The organism is Vibrio splendidus 12E03 (assembly GCF_000272105.2).
GTDB classification, from domain to species: Bacteria; Pseudomonadota; Gammaproteobacteria; order Enterobacterales; family Vibrionaceae; genus Vibrio; species Vibrio splendidus_I.
In genome coordinates this window covers 1-16,637 of the sequence record NZ_AJZD02000143.1, presented here as the reverse complement: position 1 = coordinate 16,637, position 16,637 = coordinate 1, and the positions used below count along the sequence as shown (strand labels likewise).

Sequence of the window (16,637 nt, the reverse complement as noted above, 5' to 3'; positions counted from 1 at the left end):
ACCAACAAGCGAGAACTGTAAATCTGTAATGAAGTTCGAGTAAGGTCTAGAACGGAATTAATGTAAGTTCTGGGATAAGGTTGTTGATTGATCAAAACTAGGTCATAAACAACCGCTACAAATGGAGGTGTGGTATGCAAATTAGTGTTGATGTACATAACTATATGGAAACTCTGGTAGGTCATGTTTTGGCTACCGAGGAATATGTGTCTAGTTATACCAATGAACAGTTGGCCGACCTCGCGTGCTTGGCTTTAGGTCAGCTAAAACCTATCTATATTCGTTTTGATATCGATTTTCTCTCAGCATTGCCAGAAGACAAATTGGTGCTCTATAAACGCAATAGCGAGATCGCGGTCAAAAATGCTGAAAGTATGATCATTGACGATCGAAGACGCGAACGTGACGACAATGTGCCCGTTATATTTAGTCAACACAATTTTGATGATGACGTAGAATTGCAATGGTACGAAAAGCCGTTGTTGAACCGTAAACAGTCATGATAGTTTAGGGTGAATACGGTCATTTAAGGAGTAAAAAACGTGGGATTCTTTTCTAGATTATTTGGTGGCAAAGAAAAAACCGAACAAAAAGTAGAGATTGAGCCAGTCGAATATAAAGGTTTCAATATCTATCAAGATGCCATTGCAGAATCTGGTCAATACCGTGTTGCTGGGCGAATCGAGAAAGAATTCGACGGTGAAATCAAAACTCACCGTTTTATTCGTTCAGATGTTGTTTCAAACAAACAAGATGCCGATGAATTGATGCTAAAAAAATCGCAGATGTTCATCGACCAAATGGGCGACAATATATTTAGCTAACCAAATAGGGTTAGAATTGATGTTGGTCATAATTTAGAGAGCTTTCAGTGTATATGCTGAAAGCTCTTTTTAGTTTTAGGGACAAAGAACAGCTAGTAAGTTGTTATTTAAAGGATTATTTGCAAGTGGTTTGACCTCTTCGTTCGAGACGGTCGTCATTTCTTCAAATGAAGCGCTCAAATTCCATCCAAATCGTTATAAGTAATAACTTTTCCTGTTCTTTGAACAAAACGCTTGAAGTATTAGTTGTCGTTAGATACAAACGAATAAGTCATTCGTGCCAATAGTCAAGGAATAGCTATGCAAATTGGTGTACCAAGAGAAACGCTCGCAGGTGAAACGCGAGTCGCTGCTTCGCCGAAATCGGTAGAACAGCTTCTAAAATTAGGATTTGAAGTTTGTGTTGAATCACAAGCAGGTGCGTTAGCAAGTTTTGAAGATGCAGCTTATGAACAAGCTGGAGCAAAAGTTGTCACCGCAGATGAAGCTTGGAAATCCGATATTATCTTTAAAGTTAACGCTCCGATCGTTGACGAGTCTAAAAATGAAATCGATCTTCTTAAAGATGGCGCAACATTGGTCAGCTTTATTTGGCCTGCTCAAAATCCAGAATTAATGGAACAATTGTCCAGTCGTAACATCAACGTGATGGCGATGGATTCTGTTCCACGAATTTCAAGAGCTCAGGCGTTAGATGCATTGAGTTCTATGGCAAACATCGCGGGTTATCGTGCTGTTGTTGAAGCGGCGCATGAGTTTGGTCGATTCTTCACGGGTCAGATTACGGCTGCGGGTAAAGTTCCACCAGCAAAAGTACTTGTTGCAGGTGCTGGTGTTGCTGGCCTAGCGGCAATTGGCGCTGCGGGTAGCTTAGGTGCGATCGTTCGTTCATTCGATGTTCGTCCTGAAGTTAAAGAACAAGTTGAGTCGATGGGTGCTGAATTCTTGGAAGTGGATTTCAAGGAAGATACCAGTGCTGGTGACGGCTACGCAAAAGAGATGTCTGAAGCATTCAATAAGAAAGCCGAAGAACTTTATGCAGCTCAAGCGAAAGACGTTGATATCATCATTACAACAGCGCTGATTCCAGGTCGCCCGGCTCCGAAGCTGATTACCAAAGAGATGGTAGACAGCATGAGTGCAGGTAGTGTGATTGTAGACCTTGCGGCAGCCAATGGCGGTAACTGTGAATACACGGTTGCGGATCAAGTCATTACAACGGCTAACGGCGTTAAGGTGGTTGGTTACACTGATATGGTTGGGCGACTGCCGACTCAATCATCTCAACTGTATGCAACGAACCTAGTTAACCTGCTGAAACTGCTTTGCAAAGAGAAAGATGGCAACATCAATATCGACTTTGAAGATGTTGTTCTGCGTGGTGTTACTGTCGTTAAAGAGGGCGAGGTCACTTGGCCAGCTCCACCAATTCAAGTTTCAGCTCAGCCACAACAAGCTAAGCCAAAAGCGGCCAAACCAGAGCCTAAAGTTGAAGAACCTGTTTCTCCAATTAAGAAAGCGGCGGGTATGGCGGTAGCTGTTGGTGCATTCGCTTGGGTAGCTTCGGTTGCTCCTGCTGCGTTCTTATCTCACTTTACCGTTTTTGTTCTCGCTTGTGTGGTGGGTTATTACGTAGTTTGGAATGTAAGCCATTCTCTGCATACGCCTTTGATGTCCGTGACTAACGCGATTTCAGGCATCATTGTAGTAGGTGCACTGTTACAAATCGGACAAGGAAGTGGCGTCGTCACGTTCTTATCATTTATTGCCGTATTAATTGCAAGTATCAATATCTTTGGTGGTTTTACCGTGACCAAACGTATGCTTGAAATGTTCCGTAAAGACTAAGGAGTAACAGATGTCTGAAGGATTAGTACAAGCAGCTTATATTGTTGCTGCTGTATTCTTTATTATGAGCTTGGCTGGGTTATCGAAACAGGAATCTGCGCGTGCAGGTAACTATTACGGTATTACTGGTATGGCAATTGCGTTGATCGCGACGATCTTTGGTCCTCACTCTGCAGGTATTGTATGGATCATCATTGCTATGGTGATCGGTGGTGGTATTGGTATCCACTACGCAAGAAAAGTAGAAATGACTGAAATGCCAGAGTTGGTGGCGATTCTGCACAGCTTCGTAGGTATGGCGGCGGTACTTGTAGGTTATAACAGCTACATCGATCCACCTGCTACTGTTTCTATCAACCCTGCAGATATTCATGCAGAGCACGTGATCCACCTAGTGGAAGTGTTCCTTGGCGTGTTTATCGGTGCGGTGACGTTCACGGGTTCTATTGTTGCGTTTGGTAAGCTTCGCGGCGTGATCTCTTCGTCTGCATTGAACATCCCTCATAAGCACAAGTGGAATCTAGCGGCTATCGTAGTTTCTACACTACTGATGATCATGTTCGTTAAAGCGGACGGCAGCATGTTCGCGCTAATGGTGATGACGCTTATCGCATTCGCATTCGGTTACCACTTAGTGGCATCGATTGGCGGCGCAGATATGCCAGTAGTTGTCTCTATGCTGAACTCGTACTCTGGTTGGGCAGCAGCCGCGGCAGGTTTCATGCTTGCAAACGATCTGCTTATCGTAACAGGTGCATTGGTTGGTTCGTCGGGTGCGATTCTGTCTTACATTATGTGTAAGGCGATGAACCGCTCTTTCATCAGCGTTATTGCTGGTGGATTCGGCCAAGAAGTGGTTGTGTCTGATGGCGATGAAGAGCAGGGTGAACACCGCGAAACATCAGCTGAAGATGTGGCTGATATGCTGAAAAACTCTAAGTCAGTAATCATCACTCCTGGATACGGCATGGCAGTAGCTCAAGCTCAATACCCAGTGCATGAAATCACTGAGAAGCTACGAGCGCAGGGCATTAATGTTCGATTTGGTATCCACCCAGTTGCCGGTAGGTTACCGGGTCACATGAATGTACTGCTTGCTGAAGCAAAAGTGCCTTACGATATCGTTCTGGAAATGGACGAAATCAACGATGACTTCGATGAGACAGATACTGTATTGGTAATTGGTGCGAATGACACCGTAAACCCCGCAGCACTTGAAGATCCAAACAGCCCAATTGCTGGTATGCCAGTACTTGAAGTTTGGAACGCTCAGAATGTTATCGTATTCAAGCGTTCGATGAACACAGGTTACGCCGGTGTGCAAAACCCACTGTTCTTCAAAGAGAACACGCAGATGCTGTTTGGCGATGCTAAAAAGAGTTGTCTAAGTATCTTAGAACATCTATAGAGAGCACCTCTAAACAATCTGTAACAACTCGATAAGGAGCTCATTTGAGCTCCTTTTTTTATCTTACGAAAGCGACTCTATGTGTGATCTCAGTTGATACGAAGTTGACGAAGCCTGATGCAAAACTTGTCGCAATTGAGGTTGGGCTTGCCAATCAGCCTACTAGTACGTATGTACAATGTGGCCGTAATATATTGGCCTTTATCTCTGTAGCTCGCCATTCTCACTGTTTTTCATGCGGTTAAAAATTTATCTTTGATAGCGAATGGTATATATTTGGTTGATCTATATGAATTTGCGTTGGTTTGTGATCATCAAAAGAACATTTACTCTTCTTATCGCTACGTTGTCTGTGTCTGCAAACGCATTTGCTGACTCTTTACCTGAGCGTATCGATAATTTCACCAAACTCTTTGATCATGAAACGGCAATCGAATCTTACGATATTCGAGTGCTACAGGCTGATTACCCAACACGTTTGATCATGCCGTCTTCTATGCTGCCACAAACAGCAGAGTACCCGTTAAAAGACATTCAGCGCTTATACCAGTTATCAAAAACCTGTAGCGGTAAACTGCCGTTAAGCCCTTTGATTACTGAGCCTTTAGTTTTTACTCGTGCAATGTGTAAAGGCACCAAGCTTTCTGACCGTTGGTTTAGCCGTAGTGGTTTGATTCACCCTGGCGGCGGTTCTTATGCGGCACGATACGTTGAGAAGTACCCAGAAAAATTCGACTCTCTGAAGCGCTTTATGCATATTCAAGAGCGACCAAACACCGAACACGATGAACTACTGTCTCGCTTGCAACAAATGGATAGCGAAGCAATCACCGCGCTGTTAGCGGGTGCGAGTATGTTTGTTGAGCTTGATGAGATGTGGGTAAAACGCGGCGACAGATATTACCTGTATAAAAAATCAGTCTGGAACGAAAATGCCACGCTTGCTGGGTTATCGTTTAGCTTGTCTTCAGAAGGTAAAAGCTGTTTTGTCCAGCGTGGTAATGTGTGTTGGGAAATAGAAGATCATTCAGAGCTTCTGCAAGTCGCCATGTTTATCTTGGTTATTGCCAACATCATGCTTGTCTTAGGTTGGGCGATTTACCGCTGGAACAGCAAGAAACAAGAGATGAAGAGTCGCATGCTGGTTCTTCAAATCCTAACGCACGAATTAAGAACGCCGATTGCGAGTTTGTCATTGACGGTGGAAGGGTTCAGGCGTGAGTTCGAACACTTACCAGAATCGGTATATGATGAGTTCCGTAGGCTGTGTGAAGATACACGCCGTTTAAGACAGTTGGCGGAAGCAAGTAAAGATTACCTGCAATCAGATAACCAACCGCTCGCAACAGAGTGGGTGCCAAGTGTTGAAGAGTGGCTCCAATACAAAGTTGAAGAAGACTTTGCGCCGGGGATTGAACTGCGTGTAAACAAAGATATAGCTGCAAAAGTGAACGTATATTGGTTAGGAACGTGCATCGATAACCTAATCAGAAATGCCGTGAAATACGGTGTGGCTCCAGTAATTCTAGAACTGAATACTTCTGACAAGAAGCTGACATTCAAAGTTATAGATAATGGAGACTTGTCTCGCAAAGATTGGGGGCAACTAAGAAAGCCATTCGTAAGCAAGAGTGGACTCGGTTTAGGTCTGACGATAGTGGAATCTATGGTCGGAAAAATGGGCGGTCACATGACGCTTATTGGCCCCCCAACAACATTTATTTTGGAGATACCTTGTGAAACAGACATTGCTTCTCGTTGAAGATGACAAAAATTTAGCTGACGGTTTATTAGTTAGCCTTGAGCAAGCTGGATATGAATGTTTGCATGCAGAACTGATCTCTGAAGTTGAAGGCTATTGGGAACAAGCGGATCTAGTGATTCTAGACCGTCAACTTCCTGATGGTGACTCAGTAGATTCACTTCCAGGTTGGAAGAAAAAGAAAGATATCCCTGTTATTTTGCTAACGGCTCTCGTGACAGTAAAAGACAAAGTAGCGGGCCTAGATTCAGGTGCAAACGACTACTTAACAAAGCCATTCGCAGAGGCTGAGCTGTTTGCTCGAATTCGAGCTCAACTTCGACTGCCAGACTCTGAAGAACAAGATGCATCAAAAGTGATCGCTCAGAATCTTGTTATCGATAAAGCGACACGTGAAGTGTTTTTCAATGAACAAGAAGTAACGTTAACGCGCACTGAATTTGACCTTCTACTGTTCTTGGCAAGTAACCTTGGACGTGTGTTTACACGTGATGAACTGCTTGACCATGTATGGGGTTACAACCATTTCCCAACAACACGTACGGTAGACACGCACGTTCTGCAACTAAGACAGAAACTGCCGGGTCTAGAAATTGAAACGCTGCGTGGCGTTGGTTACAAGATGAAAGCGTAATGAGAATAGCCTTACTTCCACTATTAATGTTTTCTTGCGTAGCGGATACCGCGCAAGCAACGGATTGGTTTAAGAGCAGCGATGCTCTGACTCAAGTTCATAAACATCTGCTAGATAATGATTTACCTCAGATGTTTGATTCATTAGTGGAAGTTTGGCAAATCAACTCTTCTCAATCACGAGAAGATCACCTCAATGAACTGTTCGATCAAGCATTGAACAAAGATTGTGGTAAAACCCTCACCAGAAAAACACTCCCGGATTGGATCAGTTCAGTCGTCGTTAAAAGACACATCATTCAAAGCCCTGGTCGAGACACCTTTCGAGTATCGATTAATGTCGAATCCGAAAACAACATTCAAGACATTACCTTCGAGAAGTGGGTCGATAAGATCGTTTCGTCGGACAGTGAGTTAACCAAAGACAGTGAAGTGGTTAACAACGCATCGGTGAGTCTATACCGCAAGCGTTATAATTTAGCCTCTCAACTTGAATCCGGTTTATATCGTTTAAGCGTAAAAGATGATGGCGGAAAGTCTTGGAGCACTTGGGTTGTTTTGGGTGAAGTATCCATGCGTCAACAAGTACGCTGGGCCTCAAAAGACACGTGGCGAATTGATAAAAAAGAACTACTGAATCCTTATTGTCCACTCCCTAAGCTCGAAATCGGTTTGTACGATTACGTAGATGAACACTATGAACACTATGAACAGGTGTGGGGTAAGAGCTACGAATCTGATTATCCAATGAATCTCACTGGCGAAGAACTTCCCAATGATCGCTATGTTTTGGCGGTTTCAATGGTACATTCACGCTGGCAAGGTGACATAGCGATAGAACAAGCACAAACTATCAGTAAAACTTATGATATTTCTAGCGAAGAAGAGTTAAAGTAATTTAAAATTGTGCCGTTAACTATGTAAGGGATCTAACAAAGATAAACGGCATGAAAAAAACTACAAAACTACTCGCAGCGTCAATTGCATTCGCCAGTCTTCCTCTTTCAGCAGCAAACTACGCCATTGAAGCGCGTGGTGATGCGATGGGTGGTGTTGGTGTTGTTTCAGCAAACTTCCTAACAGCTCCATTCTATAACCCAGCACTTGTTGCGATTTATCGTCGTAATGATGACATGGGAATGATCACGCCAAGTTTCGGCGGTACCTATAATGACCCTAACGACATGAAATCGAATATCGATAGTGTCGTTGATGCGTCAAACACCGCAGACTTAGATGCAGCGCTTAACAAACTTGATGGAAACCAAGCTAATGTAGAATTGGGTGGTGTTGTCGCGTTTGCTCTTCCTAATCAGTTTGTCGCGGCAAACCTTTTCGCTAAAGCTTATACAGAATCATTTGCGACTCCTAACGTTTACACGACAGGTTCAGATGAAGACAAAGTAGAATTGTCTACTGTTGAAGCGGTTTCAATAGGCGTAGCAGAAGTTGGCCTTTCTTTAGCAAAATACCAAACCTTTATGGGTCAACACATCTCATTTGGTATCACACCTAAGATCCAACGCATTTATACGTATAACTATGTTGCGTCGGTTAATGATTACGATTTGTCCGACGTTAGAGAAAACAGCGATGGCGACACTGCATTCAACATGGATGCCGGTGCACTTTGGTTCTTCGGCCCGTTCCGAGTAGGTGTTGCAGCAACTAACTTGATCTCTAGAGATATCGAAACAAAAGACACAACAAGAACACTTACCAGCAGCACAAGTAGTGCGACACACCAAGTTGGTGGTAAATACACTTACCAACTAGAGCCGGTATACACAGTGGGTGCAGGTATCGTTTCTGATTACTTTACGTTGAGTGTTGATTACGACCTAAACGAGACAGAGAAGTTTACTTCGTTCGAGGACAACGAACAGATGATTCGTGTTGGTACCGAAGTCGATCTTCTACGTCAGCTTAAGTTAAGGGGAGGGTACTACAAGAACCTGGCTTACTCTGATTCAGAAGGAACAGTCACAGCCGGTATTGGTATCTCGCCACTCAACTTGTTCCAGTTAGATCTAAGTGCGAACTACACAAACGAAAATGCAATGGGTGCTTCAATCAATTTCCTTGCTAGTTACTAACAGTCCTTATATAGTTCTGCTCCTAAATAAAGGAGCAGAACATGCTAAACGACTTACCAACCCTTTCTCACGAAGAACAACAGAAAGCTGTTGAACGAATTCAAGAAATGATGACTCAGGGCATCAGCACAGCACAAGCTATCAAAATCGTTGCTGAGCAAATTCGTGAAGAAATGAGTAATAAAGAAGAGTAGGGCATCAGCCCTTCTTTTTTAACACCTTAATGCACTATAACTAAATATATTACCCCTCTAGTAGATTATCTCGTACATACCCACTCTTTAGTTACCCTAAATTCCGACCTAATCAAAACTCTTAAATCTAGCTTATTCAGTAAGTTACAGCGGAGTAATCCACTTTGTAAGCTTTTCTCGGTTTCTATTTGTAATTAAATTACAGTGAGATCTGAAAGTAAAACAATTGCCATTTTAGGTGTCAGCATTTATGTCACCATGCCTAAGTGGTTCAATATATGGCGTTTTTTAAGGCTAGTGACGTTGTGACTTCTGTTTTTAGCGGATACGAGTGTATGAATGTTCACAAGCAGACAAATGAGGATTTCATCTAAAAACAGTGCGAGATAAGTAGCGACGGTAATGTTCAAAACCGATACCGCGAGTGACCGAGCACTGGTTAGAGCAAGCTTTACTCGCCAATACGTGACTGCAGAACAAGTGCTAAGGAAGCTTAGAGGCGTAAGCTGTTTATAGAGCGATTCAGGAACGATACGTATCAACCTGAGAATGCTATTGATGGCGTTATTACAGATGGTGTTATAGCAGATGGCGAGAGCGCGCTTATAGGTATACGAATCGATTAGAATTCTGATGAGCCAACAAAGCTTATGATGGGCTTGTCTAGTTAGCGCTTAAGAATCTAACGGCCGCTTAAGTGGAGAGTCGATATCGACAAGGTATTAACTGCGTGTTGATTGAGTAGTGGCCGAGAGTTGAATGTGGAGCTGCAGTCCAGTCTAGCGAGCCTTAATAAAACGTAGCGACTTGGTTTCGTCCGTTGTCTTTAGCTTGGTAGAGCGCTTTGTCTGTACGCTTGATGGCAGCACGTATCGATTCATGCTCCTTAAGCTGCGTTACTCCGGTCGAAGCCGTGACTTTAAGCGCTTTAGGCCAAGGGCTTTGCTCCATTGCTAGGTAAAAATTATCGATTGATTCATTACACTGTAGCGCAGTTTGTTCGAGACAAACGAGTAGAAACTCCTCACCACCCCAGCGATAAAGCAAGTACTGCTCACCAAGGCTCTTGTTCGCCGTTGCGACAAACTGGATAAGTACTTTGTCACCCACTTCGTGGCCATGTTGATCGTTGATCTGCTTAAAATGGTCTAAATCAAACAACGCGATGTGAATCGTTTTTCCTTGTTGCGCCAACCATTCGAAATCATAGAAGGTATCTAAAGCTTCGGTTCGGTTTCTACATCCGGTCAACGGATCGGTTGTGGCCTTTACCTTTAGCTCTTCAATTTCTTGGGTTAAATGGCGTTGTTGCTGTGCTGAACGCGTTTTGTTTCGTTGTGCAATATGTAAAGCACAAGCGACATAGTAGATCGCGTATACCACCCATAGTCCAACCAATAGCTCACCTAGCAAAGCCTTGCTGATGATTTTACCGTGGAACACAATACTCGAGATGTTAAGTGAATGATGCCCAGCAAGCGTGCTGGCACCAAGCCCGAGTTCAACAGATACCGCGTTCGTAATGTCTACAGCGCTATCAGAAACAGGGCGGTTATAATGATCAATCCGCCAGAAAGGAACATTGAAGTAGTCTAAGTCGATGTGGTTTTTATCTGGTAATGAGAAGTCTAAGCGATTGAACTTGTTCGACATAGCATCGCCTTTCACGCTGTAATTCTTGTCGTAATTACGAATGTAGAAGCGAAACCTTGGGTCTTCTTGGCCTTGGTAATCCATATTAATGGTGACCGAATCGAACGTAGAGAGATCGTGCCCTTTACCTTGTGTCGATATAACGAACTCAATTTCACAGAATGGCAAGCTATAGGTTCGTTCAAAGTCACACTGTAACTCAATTCCATCTTATGACCTTTGTAACAAGCCAACGGTGTCACCATCGTGGTCTCTGTCTGTGTTAACGCGTGTAGGGTATTTGTCTGGTGTAATAACGAGGCTCTTATTCATGAGCGTATTAAAAGAGCTCAACAACACTAGCGTGATTGCTAGGCAAAAAATCGAAAGGAATATGTTGAGTTTTCGGAATGCTTTGTCGCTCATGATACTAACCCGTACACGTGATTCGAATGTAATGCGCAATGCCTTAGAGTTGGCGCAATCGGAGATTAGAGTATTAGCATTGATAAAATTGCTATACCCAAAACTGATCCAGAATTGACGGTTATACAGGAAAGCGCACCATTAGACCAAATTCAAGTTTAAAAATTGAACGCAGACTCTTGATTCTGAATGTTATTTGCTCAAAAAGTACGGTTTTTACGGGGGTTATAATTTAACTGTGTATTTATACAGTTAAATTTAAAGTGGCTCGTCTTGTTGTAATCAGAGTGGTGTGTGCGAGTTTTATGGCTTGCTGTGATAACGAGGCACGAGGCCACTGTTTACTGTTCATCAATTAAAGCGGAGGGCAGTTATGTCGCAGTGTCACTTTTTGGAACTCGTTTTATCGAAACACTTTGTTGTCTATGAGAGCGTTCGTACCATTCATTTTGTCTTTTAATCCCATTTACGCGCCCTATGTTGAGCAAGGCTTTAACGCGTTGCAGAACATCCCTAACTCTTATTGGTTTATAGTCGGTGCTGTTTTGGTCGACACGCTAGGCATGTGCGTTATCTCCTCGAGTTTTATGTCTCGCGATGGAAGGGGAAATGATGGACTTTATCGACACACTGATTATTGCATCCATGACAGGTGGAGTCTCAAGCCTTGGCACAATTGCGGCTTTGAAAACAGACATCGACGGGATAAAACGAGTACAACAAGACTAAGAGCAACGGATACGAAAACTGGAGATACCGAATGAAAGGACACAAGTGCAAAGGGCACCGACCAAACGACCAACTTAAGAAAGGTTACACGATCAAAAATGGGCGCGTAGTGAGGGCGAATACCACACGAAAACGCTATAAGAAACGACGCTAACCTAACCAATAAAAGAGCCACTTTCTTATAAAAGTGGCTCTTTTTGCATCTCATCTATAAGTAATTAGACACTTAGCATTTAGTTTTAGTGCTGATGATTTAAATCACTGTTATAAATCAAGTTTATAGTTATAATTCATCCTATAAGTCAGGTAACGGTCTGTTGCTCTGTATTTAAGTGCAAAGTTTTTTGTCTAATAGATGTTGTTTTTATCAATAAGTATGCAGCAAGTAGGTGAATAAAATGGATTTGAAGAAAACAAGCTACAAGTAGATTATTCAGGCATTAGAAGAAAGAAGAGCTACTCAACATTCTAGGCTACTTGTTTTGAAAAAGGGTTGACATAACCAACGGTTAAGTGTGGTGATAGGCTGCTCACTGCGGTGTTATAAGTCTTAAAATAGTAATGTAAACTTTATAATAATGAGAATAAATAATGATAGTTGGTGTTTTTTTACGATATTACAAAACTTATCAAGGGATAAACTACATTCCTTTAACTGATGATGATCAATTTTGTGGGTTAGTTGGTAATAATGGTATAGGTAAAAGTTCAATACTTGAATCGTTGGATACTCTATTTAATGCAAAACCTTGGAATTTTAACAGTGCAACTAAGCGTAGTGGTAAATCAACAACTAAACCTCAAATTGTTCCTATATTTTGCATTGAAAAAAGTAAATTTGATGGTGATATCTTAGAAAAAGCTGAAATTTTAAATAAAGTCACTATGTCAATTGCCGAAGACAATGTGTCGCCATCATTAAAGTCACATATTAAAAGGTTTGTAACACATCGAGAACAAATATTATTAAGGAAAGACCTTTAAGATTTTTTCTTGATACCTATTGGTATTGACTACAAGGGAGATGTAACGGTATCAGCTTTCAATAATCGCTTACTTGTAGAGGAATTATTAGGTGAGGACTTTGAGTCAAGCAAAACAAGCTTAAGCGATGAGGATTTAAAAGTATTCAATCCTCTTTTAGATAAAATAAAATCTGAAATAGAGTATATCTACATCCCCAGGGAAATAGATCCTGAATCCTTTACACGACTTGAAACGGATGAAATTCAAGTGCTAATGGGGGAAACTTTAACTGAAATTTTAAGCCAACGAGTACCAGCAAGGCAAATCGCAGATATTAATAATAGTTTAAATGAATTTATAGATACATTAGCAGATGAGTTAAACATATACGCATATAGAACACCAACTGAAAGGCAACAAAACTTAAGAAAAACTGATGTATACAACCTTATTATTCAAGCGTTTTTTAATGTTAGAAAATTGCACAAAAAGCAAGGTGATACATGGCTAGAGATTAGTTCTTTAAGCTCAGGTGAAAAACAAAAAGCTATAATTGATGTTGCCCATAGCTTGTTGACAAACCATCGTGCTAGTGGTGAAAATCTTATTATAGGTGTGGATGAGCCTGAGTCTTCACTGCATATGTCTGCATGTTTTGATCAATTTGACTCTCTATATGAAATAAGCCGCGATTGTAGACAAGTTATTTTTTCTTCACATTGGTATGGTTTTTTACCAACTATAGAAACAGGAAGCGCCACAATTATTTCGTCACAGGATGGTAATCATGTTTTTGACCAAATAAACTTGGCTGGGTATCGTGAACAAATTAAGCAATTAACTGCAGGTTCTAGAGGGCGTTTACCTTATGATATTAGACTTAAAAGTATAAATGATTTTGTTCAATCAGTTATTACAAGTTCTATTGGAGAACAACCTTATAACTGGATTATTTGTGAAGGTTCTTCAGAAAAAATATACTTGAATGCTTATCTAAAAGAACTCATTGAAACGAAGAAACTGAGAATTGTACCTGTTGGTGGGGCAAAAGAAATAAAAAGATTATATAACCATTTAGCTACATCTTATGAAGACTTTAAAGATGAGGTTACAGGGAAAATTATTTTGATATCAGACACTGATGCAGAATTAGTTCGTTATGACGTAGCTCAACATAATAATTTAATTTGCAAGCGTATGGTTAACTGTGATGCTTCAGGAAAAACAAAGTTAGTTAATATTCAGTCTAACCCTGTATCTCCTGCAACTGAAATTGAAGATGCTCTAAATGGGCAACTGTTTCTTGATACATTAAAAACTTTTGAAAGTACTTATCCCGAATTGTTGGGTTTTCTATCTGCGTCTGGATTTCCAACGGAAGTAGCACATAGTAGTTCTAAAATATCACTTGATTTACGTACCAGTGAGTGGGGATTAATTGATGAATTCTTTAATTATGAAAATAATAAGTTTGTTTTCGCTGAGAAATACGTAGAAAAAATGAATGAAACTCATATAGTTCCTGAATGGATTGAAGAAATTAAAGGTTGGTTGGAGTAGGCTGATAACAAGCGTTTCAAATGTGATTTGGCGCGCTTATTTTTCAAGATAAACTTGTAAGATTAAAAGTGGTACAATAGTATCACTTTATTAGTCTTCTGTTGGAGTCATTCTCATGAAAGTCGAGCTCGTTACTTCCCTTAAGCGTCAAGCGACCAAAATCCTTGCCGACCTACACGATACCAAAGAGCCCGTGTTGATCACCGAGCATGGCAAACCTTCTGCGTATTTGGTTGACGTTGATGACTACCAGTTTATGCAAAACCGTTTGGCTATCTTGGAAGGGATCGCCCGCGGTGAGCGCGCCATTTCTGAAGGCAAAGCGCTGAGTCATGACGAAGCCAAAGACAAGATGTCAAAATGGCTGAAGTGATTTGGAGTGAGCCCGCGTTATCGGACCTGAACGATATCGCGGAATACATTGCTCTTGAAAATTTGGTCGCGGCCAAACAACTCGTTCAAAACGTCTTCGACAAAGTCGAACGCCTCGTCGACTTTCCTGAATCTGGGCGTCTGCCTCCCGAACTCGAGCACCTCAATTATCGTGAAGTCGTGGTCAACCCTTGTCGTGTTTTTTACAAGCAGCAAGATAACAAGGTTTACATCTTGTTTGTGATGCGCGCTGAGCGAGATTTACGTCGATTTTTGCTGAGTAAACAGTAAAGCGTTTTTGCCACCTCTGGGAGGCTGATGGTCTACGCAGACGAGGGTTCGACATGGTGAAAAAGAAAAAAGCACTTCATTCTCAACGTCCCACCAAACCAGTGCCTTCATGGACTGAGGCCAAATTGGTCACCATTCGACGACACCGTATTGAGGGTGAATTGAGCGTCGGCGTATCGACTATCTTTCGGCAGCAAGTCTTACCTAATTATGAGCGCGTTTGGAACAAAGTCTTGTCGAAGAAGCGTACCAACAAGCGATTTCTGCTCTGCTAGAGCAGGGCAACGTCGTGTTAAGAGTCGAAGACTAAATAGCCTTATAGATTATCAGTCAAAACTATTGAGGATTAGTTAGGTTAAGTTTGGTCGCACATTCAGGCGTGACCAAGGTAGCACGGTCAAAGTGTAGCTAAATCCATTCCAACGATGATCTAAGGTTAAGTAACCGCGAGCGTGAATGTTTGTGGTTTCGGTAAAGTGACTTAACTGATTTGAACAAGTCTGTTCATGACATTGCGTAGATCTGACGAATACACAGAGTAATCCAATAATCTAACCAACAAACACAAACTTTAGATCGAGCTGTAAAGTTTGGTTTAAAAAACTCAGCATGGAAATTTACAGACGAGTTTACACGAGAAAAATTAACTGGCTTAGTGGATAACACAAAACAGAATTCAACGTGTGTAGCCAACAAGAAACACGGTGGCGTGTGTAAAATCTAAAAAAGAAACGACAGCAATGCCCACAAGGTTTACACACAGCGCGGTGAATCATGAGTACAAGAAGATGTAAGTCAGACAGACGGAACAAATGTTCTCGTTAATCGACTTTGTGTAAATGAATCATGTAGATGGCGGGCACACGTATAATGATTGAGTTAAAAGAGCGTTTAAAGAATGCTGGTGAACTCAATATGCTTGAGGTACCAGTTGTATTAAGGGTTTAAAGGGAAACGATGAAAAGAATAGCTTTAGAAAATAGTGACATTACAACTTTGCGCTTACAAGCTCAGTGCGTATTATTAGCAGAGTTATGTTGAGGGTTTGCCTTTGGCCTAGAACGCGGCAAGGGTGGGCGAGAGACTTACTCATTGTCGGCTTGCCGTACATGTTAGGAACGAGAATCGCTTGCTAGTGATAGCCCGTAACATAACTACGCATAATACCTGCACTAGCATTTCCAGTTTGTTATTACATGACATACCTGGTTTGTTAAAAAATGACATACCCGGACTGACAACGAGTGAGAACGACGAAGACTGAGGAGGCCGAATGAGGCGGAGGGTAGGAAAACCCCCGTCTAGTATTACGGGGGTAAATTCCACGGAACTGTCAGCCTTCACCGTGTATTCGCAAGTGTAACGCGCCAGTGTTTGAGCGTAGCGAGTCTACCTTAGTTCCCTCCAGTACCATGTGGTTAAGTTTTCTAATCTCTTTTTTTATGGATCATGTCTGCTTTTGCTTCTTGTAGGTAATTCTCAAATAGATAATTTGCCACATCCGTCCACTTTACAGATTCCTTTGTTTCATAGCTGATATCTATCGCCACTCTTTCCAGTTTCATTTTGTTTTCTTCTTTAACTCTTAGTGATGTGTATTTTTGTGTCATATGCACCTCAGTTTGTGATGTTATCCATGTATTTTAGTATGCAGTTGTATTTTTTTCTCAATTGTACTTGCATACATGGGTACTTTGGGGTTAGTTTTACCAGAAATTACATGTATACATGTTCGCACAGGGTTAGGGTTTTGGGCTAGTTATGAAAAAGAAGATCTTCACAGCAGAGGAATTACAAATCGACACTGAGGCTTCGCCTTTTGTTTTTGTTGATTACCTTGCTTTTTCGTTTCCGTACTCATCACTTCTGCATATTTCGGAGAATTCCGATCAGTCA

General features: G+C 41.7%; 14 protein-coding genes and 4 pseudogenes. 16 read left to right on the top strand and 2 right to left on the bottom strand.

Annotated features, from left to right (window positions below; all coding sequences use genetic code 11):
• Nucleotides 1-134 precede the first annotated feature (134 nt).
• From A142_RS10745 to A142_RS24325, 9 genes are all read left to right on the top strand, one after another.
• A complete protein-coding gene (locus A142_RS10745; RefSeq protein ID WP_017060104.1) occupies nt 135-503 on the top strand; it encodes a late competence development ComFB family protein in 369 nt (122 codons plus the stop codon).
• A gap of 39 nt (nt 504-542) precedes the next feature.
• A complete protein-coding gene (locus A142_RS10740; protein ID WP_004731023.1) occupies nt 543-824 on the top strand; it encodes an HlyU family transcriptional regulator in 282 nt (93 codons plus the stop codon).
• 300 nt (nt 825-1,124) lie between these two features.
• Complete coding sequence (pntA, locus tag A142_RS10735; RefSeq protein WP_019822691.1) at nt 1,125-2,672, top strand: Re/Si-specific NAD(P)(+) transhydrogenase subunit alpha; 1,548 nt, start codon at nt 1,125-1,127, stop codon at nt 2,670-2,672.
• A gap of 10 nt (nt 2,673-2,682) precedes the next feature.
• Nucleotides 2,683-4,080: a Re/Si-specific NAD(P)(+) transhydrogenase subunit beta gene (gene pntB, locus A142_RS10730; RefSeq protein ID WP_019822689.1), complete on the top strand. Its 1,398-nt coding sequence runs from the start codon at nt 2,683-2,685 to the stop codon at nt 4,078-4,080.
• A gap of 289 nt (nt 4,081-4,369) precedes the next feature.
• Nucleotides 4,370-5,842, top strand: a complete 1,473-nt coding sequence (vxrA, locus tag A142_RS10725; RefSeq protein WP_017065947.1) for a sensor histidine kinase VxrA — start codon at nt 4,370-4,372, stop codon at nt 5,840-5,842.
• Nucleotides 5,817-6,476 carry a response regulator transcription factor VxrB gene (gene vxrB / locus A142_RS10720; protein WP_017060099.1) on the top strand — a complete coding sequence of 220 codons (660 nt, stop codon included), beginning with the start codon at nt 5,817-5,819 and terminating at the stop codon, nt 6,474-6,476. Before vxrA ends, vxrB begins: the two co-directional genes overlap by 26 nt.
• Nucleotides 6,476-7,372, top strand: coding sequence for a DUF2861 family protein (locus A142_RS10715; RefSeq protein ID WP_019822685.1), 897 nt, complete (start codon nt 6,476-6,478; stop codon nt 7,370-7,372). The genes vxrB and A142_RS10715 overlap by 1 nt, the downstream gene beginning before the upstream one ends.
• 50 nt (nt 7,373-7,422) lie before the next feature.
• A complete protein-coding gene (locus A142_RS10710; RefSeq protein ID WP_019822683.1) occupies nt 7,423-8,571 on the top strand; it encodes a conjugal transfer protein TraF in 1,149 nt (382 codons plus the stop codon).
• A gap of 41 nt (nt 8,572-8,612) precedes the next feature.
• Entirely contained in the window at nt 8,613-8,765 is a 153-nt protein-coding gene (locus A142_RS24325; protein WP_004731009.1) for a YoaH family protein, read from the top strand.
• 789 nt (nt 8,766-9,554) lie between these two features.
• Here A142_RS24325 and A142_RS10705 read toward each other — a convergent pair.
• Nucleotides 9,555-10,862 (bottom strand): annotated as a pseudogene (locus tag A142_RS10705) (GGDEF domain-containing protein).
• A gap of 392 nt (nt 10,863-11,254) precedes the next feature.
• On the opposite strand from A142_RS10705, the pseudogene A142_RS25710 reads away from it, so the two are divergent.
• The 6 genes and pseudogenes from A142_RS25710 to A142_RS10685 form a co-directional block, all read left to right on the top strand.
• A pseudogene (locus A142_RS25710) lies at nt 11,255-11,436 on the top strand (hypothetical protein); the annotation flags it as partial.
• Nucleotides 11,433-11,630: pseudogene (locus tag A142_RS25705) on the top strand (hypothetical protein). The pseudogenes A142_RS25710 and A142_RS25705, both read left to right, overlap by 4 nt.
• 513 nt (nt 11,631-12,143) lie before the next feature.
• On the top strand, nt 12,144-12,536 hold the full coding sequence (locus tag A142_RS25145; RefSeq protein ID WP_019822674.1) for an ATP-binding protein: 393 nt from the start codon (nt 12,144-12,146) through the stop codon (nt 12,534-12,536).
• Nucleotides 12,537-12,545: 9 nt separating this feature from the next.
• The gene (locus A142_RS10695; protein ID WP_019822672.1) at nt 12,546-14,078 is read left to right on the top strand and encodes an ATP-dependent nuclease; all 1,533 of its coding nucleotides are present in this window, start codon (nt 12,546-12,548) and stop codon (nt 14,076-14,078) included.
• 115 nt (nt 14,079-14,193) lie between these two features.
• Entirely contained in the window at nt 14,194-14,451 is a 258-nt protein-coding gene (locus A142_RS10690) for a type II toxin-antitoxin system Phd/YefM family antitoxin (RefSeq protein ID WP_016787072.1), read from the top strand.
• Nucleotides 14,439-14,741: a type II toxin-antitoxin system RelE/ParE family toxin gene (locus A142_RS10685; protein ID WP_019822668.1), complete on the top strand. Its 303-nt coding sequence runs from the start codon at nt 14,439-14,441 to the stop codon at nt 14,739-14,741. Before A142_RS10690 ends, A142_RS10685 begins: the two co-directional genes overlap by 13 nt.
• Nucleotides 14,742-16,168: 1,427 nt before the next feature.
• Here A142_RS10685 and A142_RS10680 read toward each other — a convergent pair.
• Entirely contained in the window at nt 16,169-16,351 is a 183-nt protein-coding gene (locus tag A142_RS10680; protein ID WP_019822664.1) for a hypothetical protein, read from the bottom strand.
• Between the two features lie 151 nt (nt 16,352-16,502).
• On the opposite strand from A142_RS10680, the pseudogene A142_RS24740 reads away from it, so the two are divergent.
• Nucleotides 16,503-16,637: pseudogene (locus A142_RS24740) on the top strand (replication initiation factor domain-containing protein); the annotation flags it as partial.

What these genes read in the sequence shown, in the direction of transcription:
- A142_RS10745 (WP_017060104.1), top strand. Translation starts at nt 135, where the DNA reads ATGCAAATTAGTGTTGATGTACATAACTATATGGAAACTCTGGTAGGT.
- A142_RS25145 (WP_019822674.1), top strand. Translation starts at nt 12,144, where the DNA reads ATGATAGTTGGTGTTTTTTTACGATATTACAAAACTTATCAAGGGATA.
- A142_RS10685 (WP_019822668.1), top strand. Translation starts at nt 14,439, where the DNA reads ATGGCTGAAGTGATTTGGAGTGAGCCCGCGTTATCGGACCTGAACGAT.
- A142_RS10680 (WP_019822664.1), bottom strand. Translation starts at nt 16,351, where the DNA reads ATGACACAAAAATACACATCACTAAGAGTTAAAGAAGAAAACAAAATG.
- A142_RS10715 (WP_019822685.1), top strand. Translation starts at nt 6,476, where the DNA reads ATGAGAATAGCCTTACTTCCACTATTAATGTTTTCTTGCGTAGCGGAT.
- A142_RS10690 (WP_016787072.1), top strand. Translation starts at nt 14,194, where the DNA reads ATGAAAGTCGAGCTCGTTACTTCCCTTAAGCGTCAAGCGACCAAAATC.
- pntB (WP_019822689.1), top strand. Translation starts at nt 2,683, where the DNA reads ATGTCTGAAGGATTAGTACAAGCAGCTTATATTGTTGCTGCTGTATTC.
- pntA (WP_019822691.1), top strand. Translation starts at nt 1,125, where the DNA reads ATGCAAATTGGTGTACCAAGAGAAACGCTCGCAGGTGAAACGCGAGTC.
- A142_RS10710 (WP_019822683.1), top strand. Translation starts at nt 7,423, where the DNA reads ATGAAAAAAACTACAAAACTACTCGCAGCGTCAATTGCATTCGCCAGT.
- vxrA (WP_017065947.1), top strand. Translation starts at nt 4,370, where the DNA reads ATGAATTTGCGTTGGTTTGTGATCATCAAAAGAACATTTACTCTTCTT.
- A142_RS24325 (WP_004731009.1), top strand. Translation starts at nt 8,613, where the DNA reads ATGCTAAACGACTTACCAACCCTTTCTCACGAAGAACAACAGAAAGCT.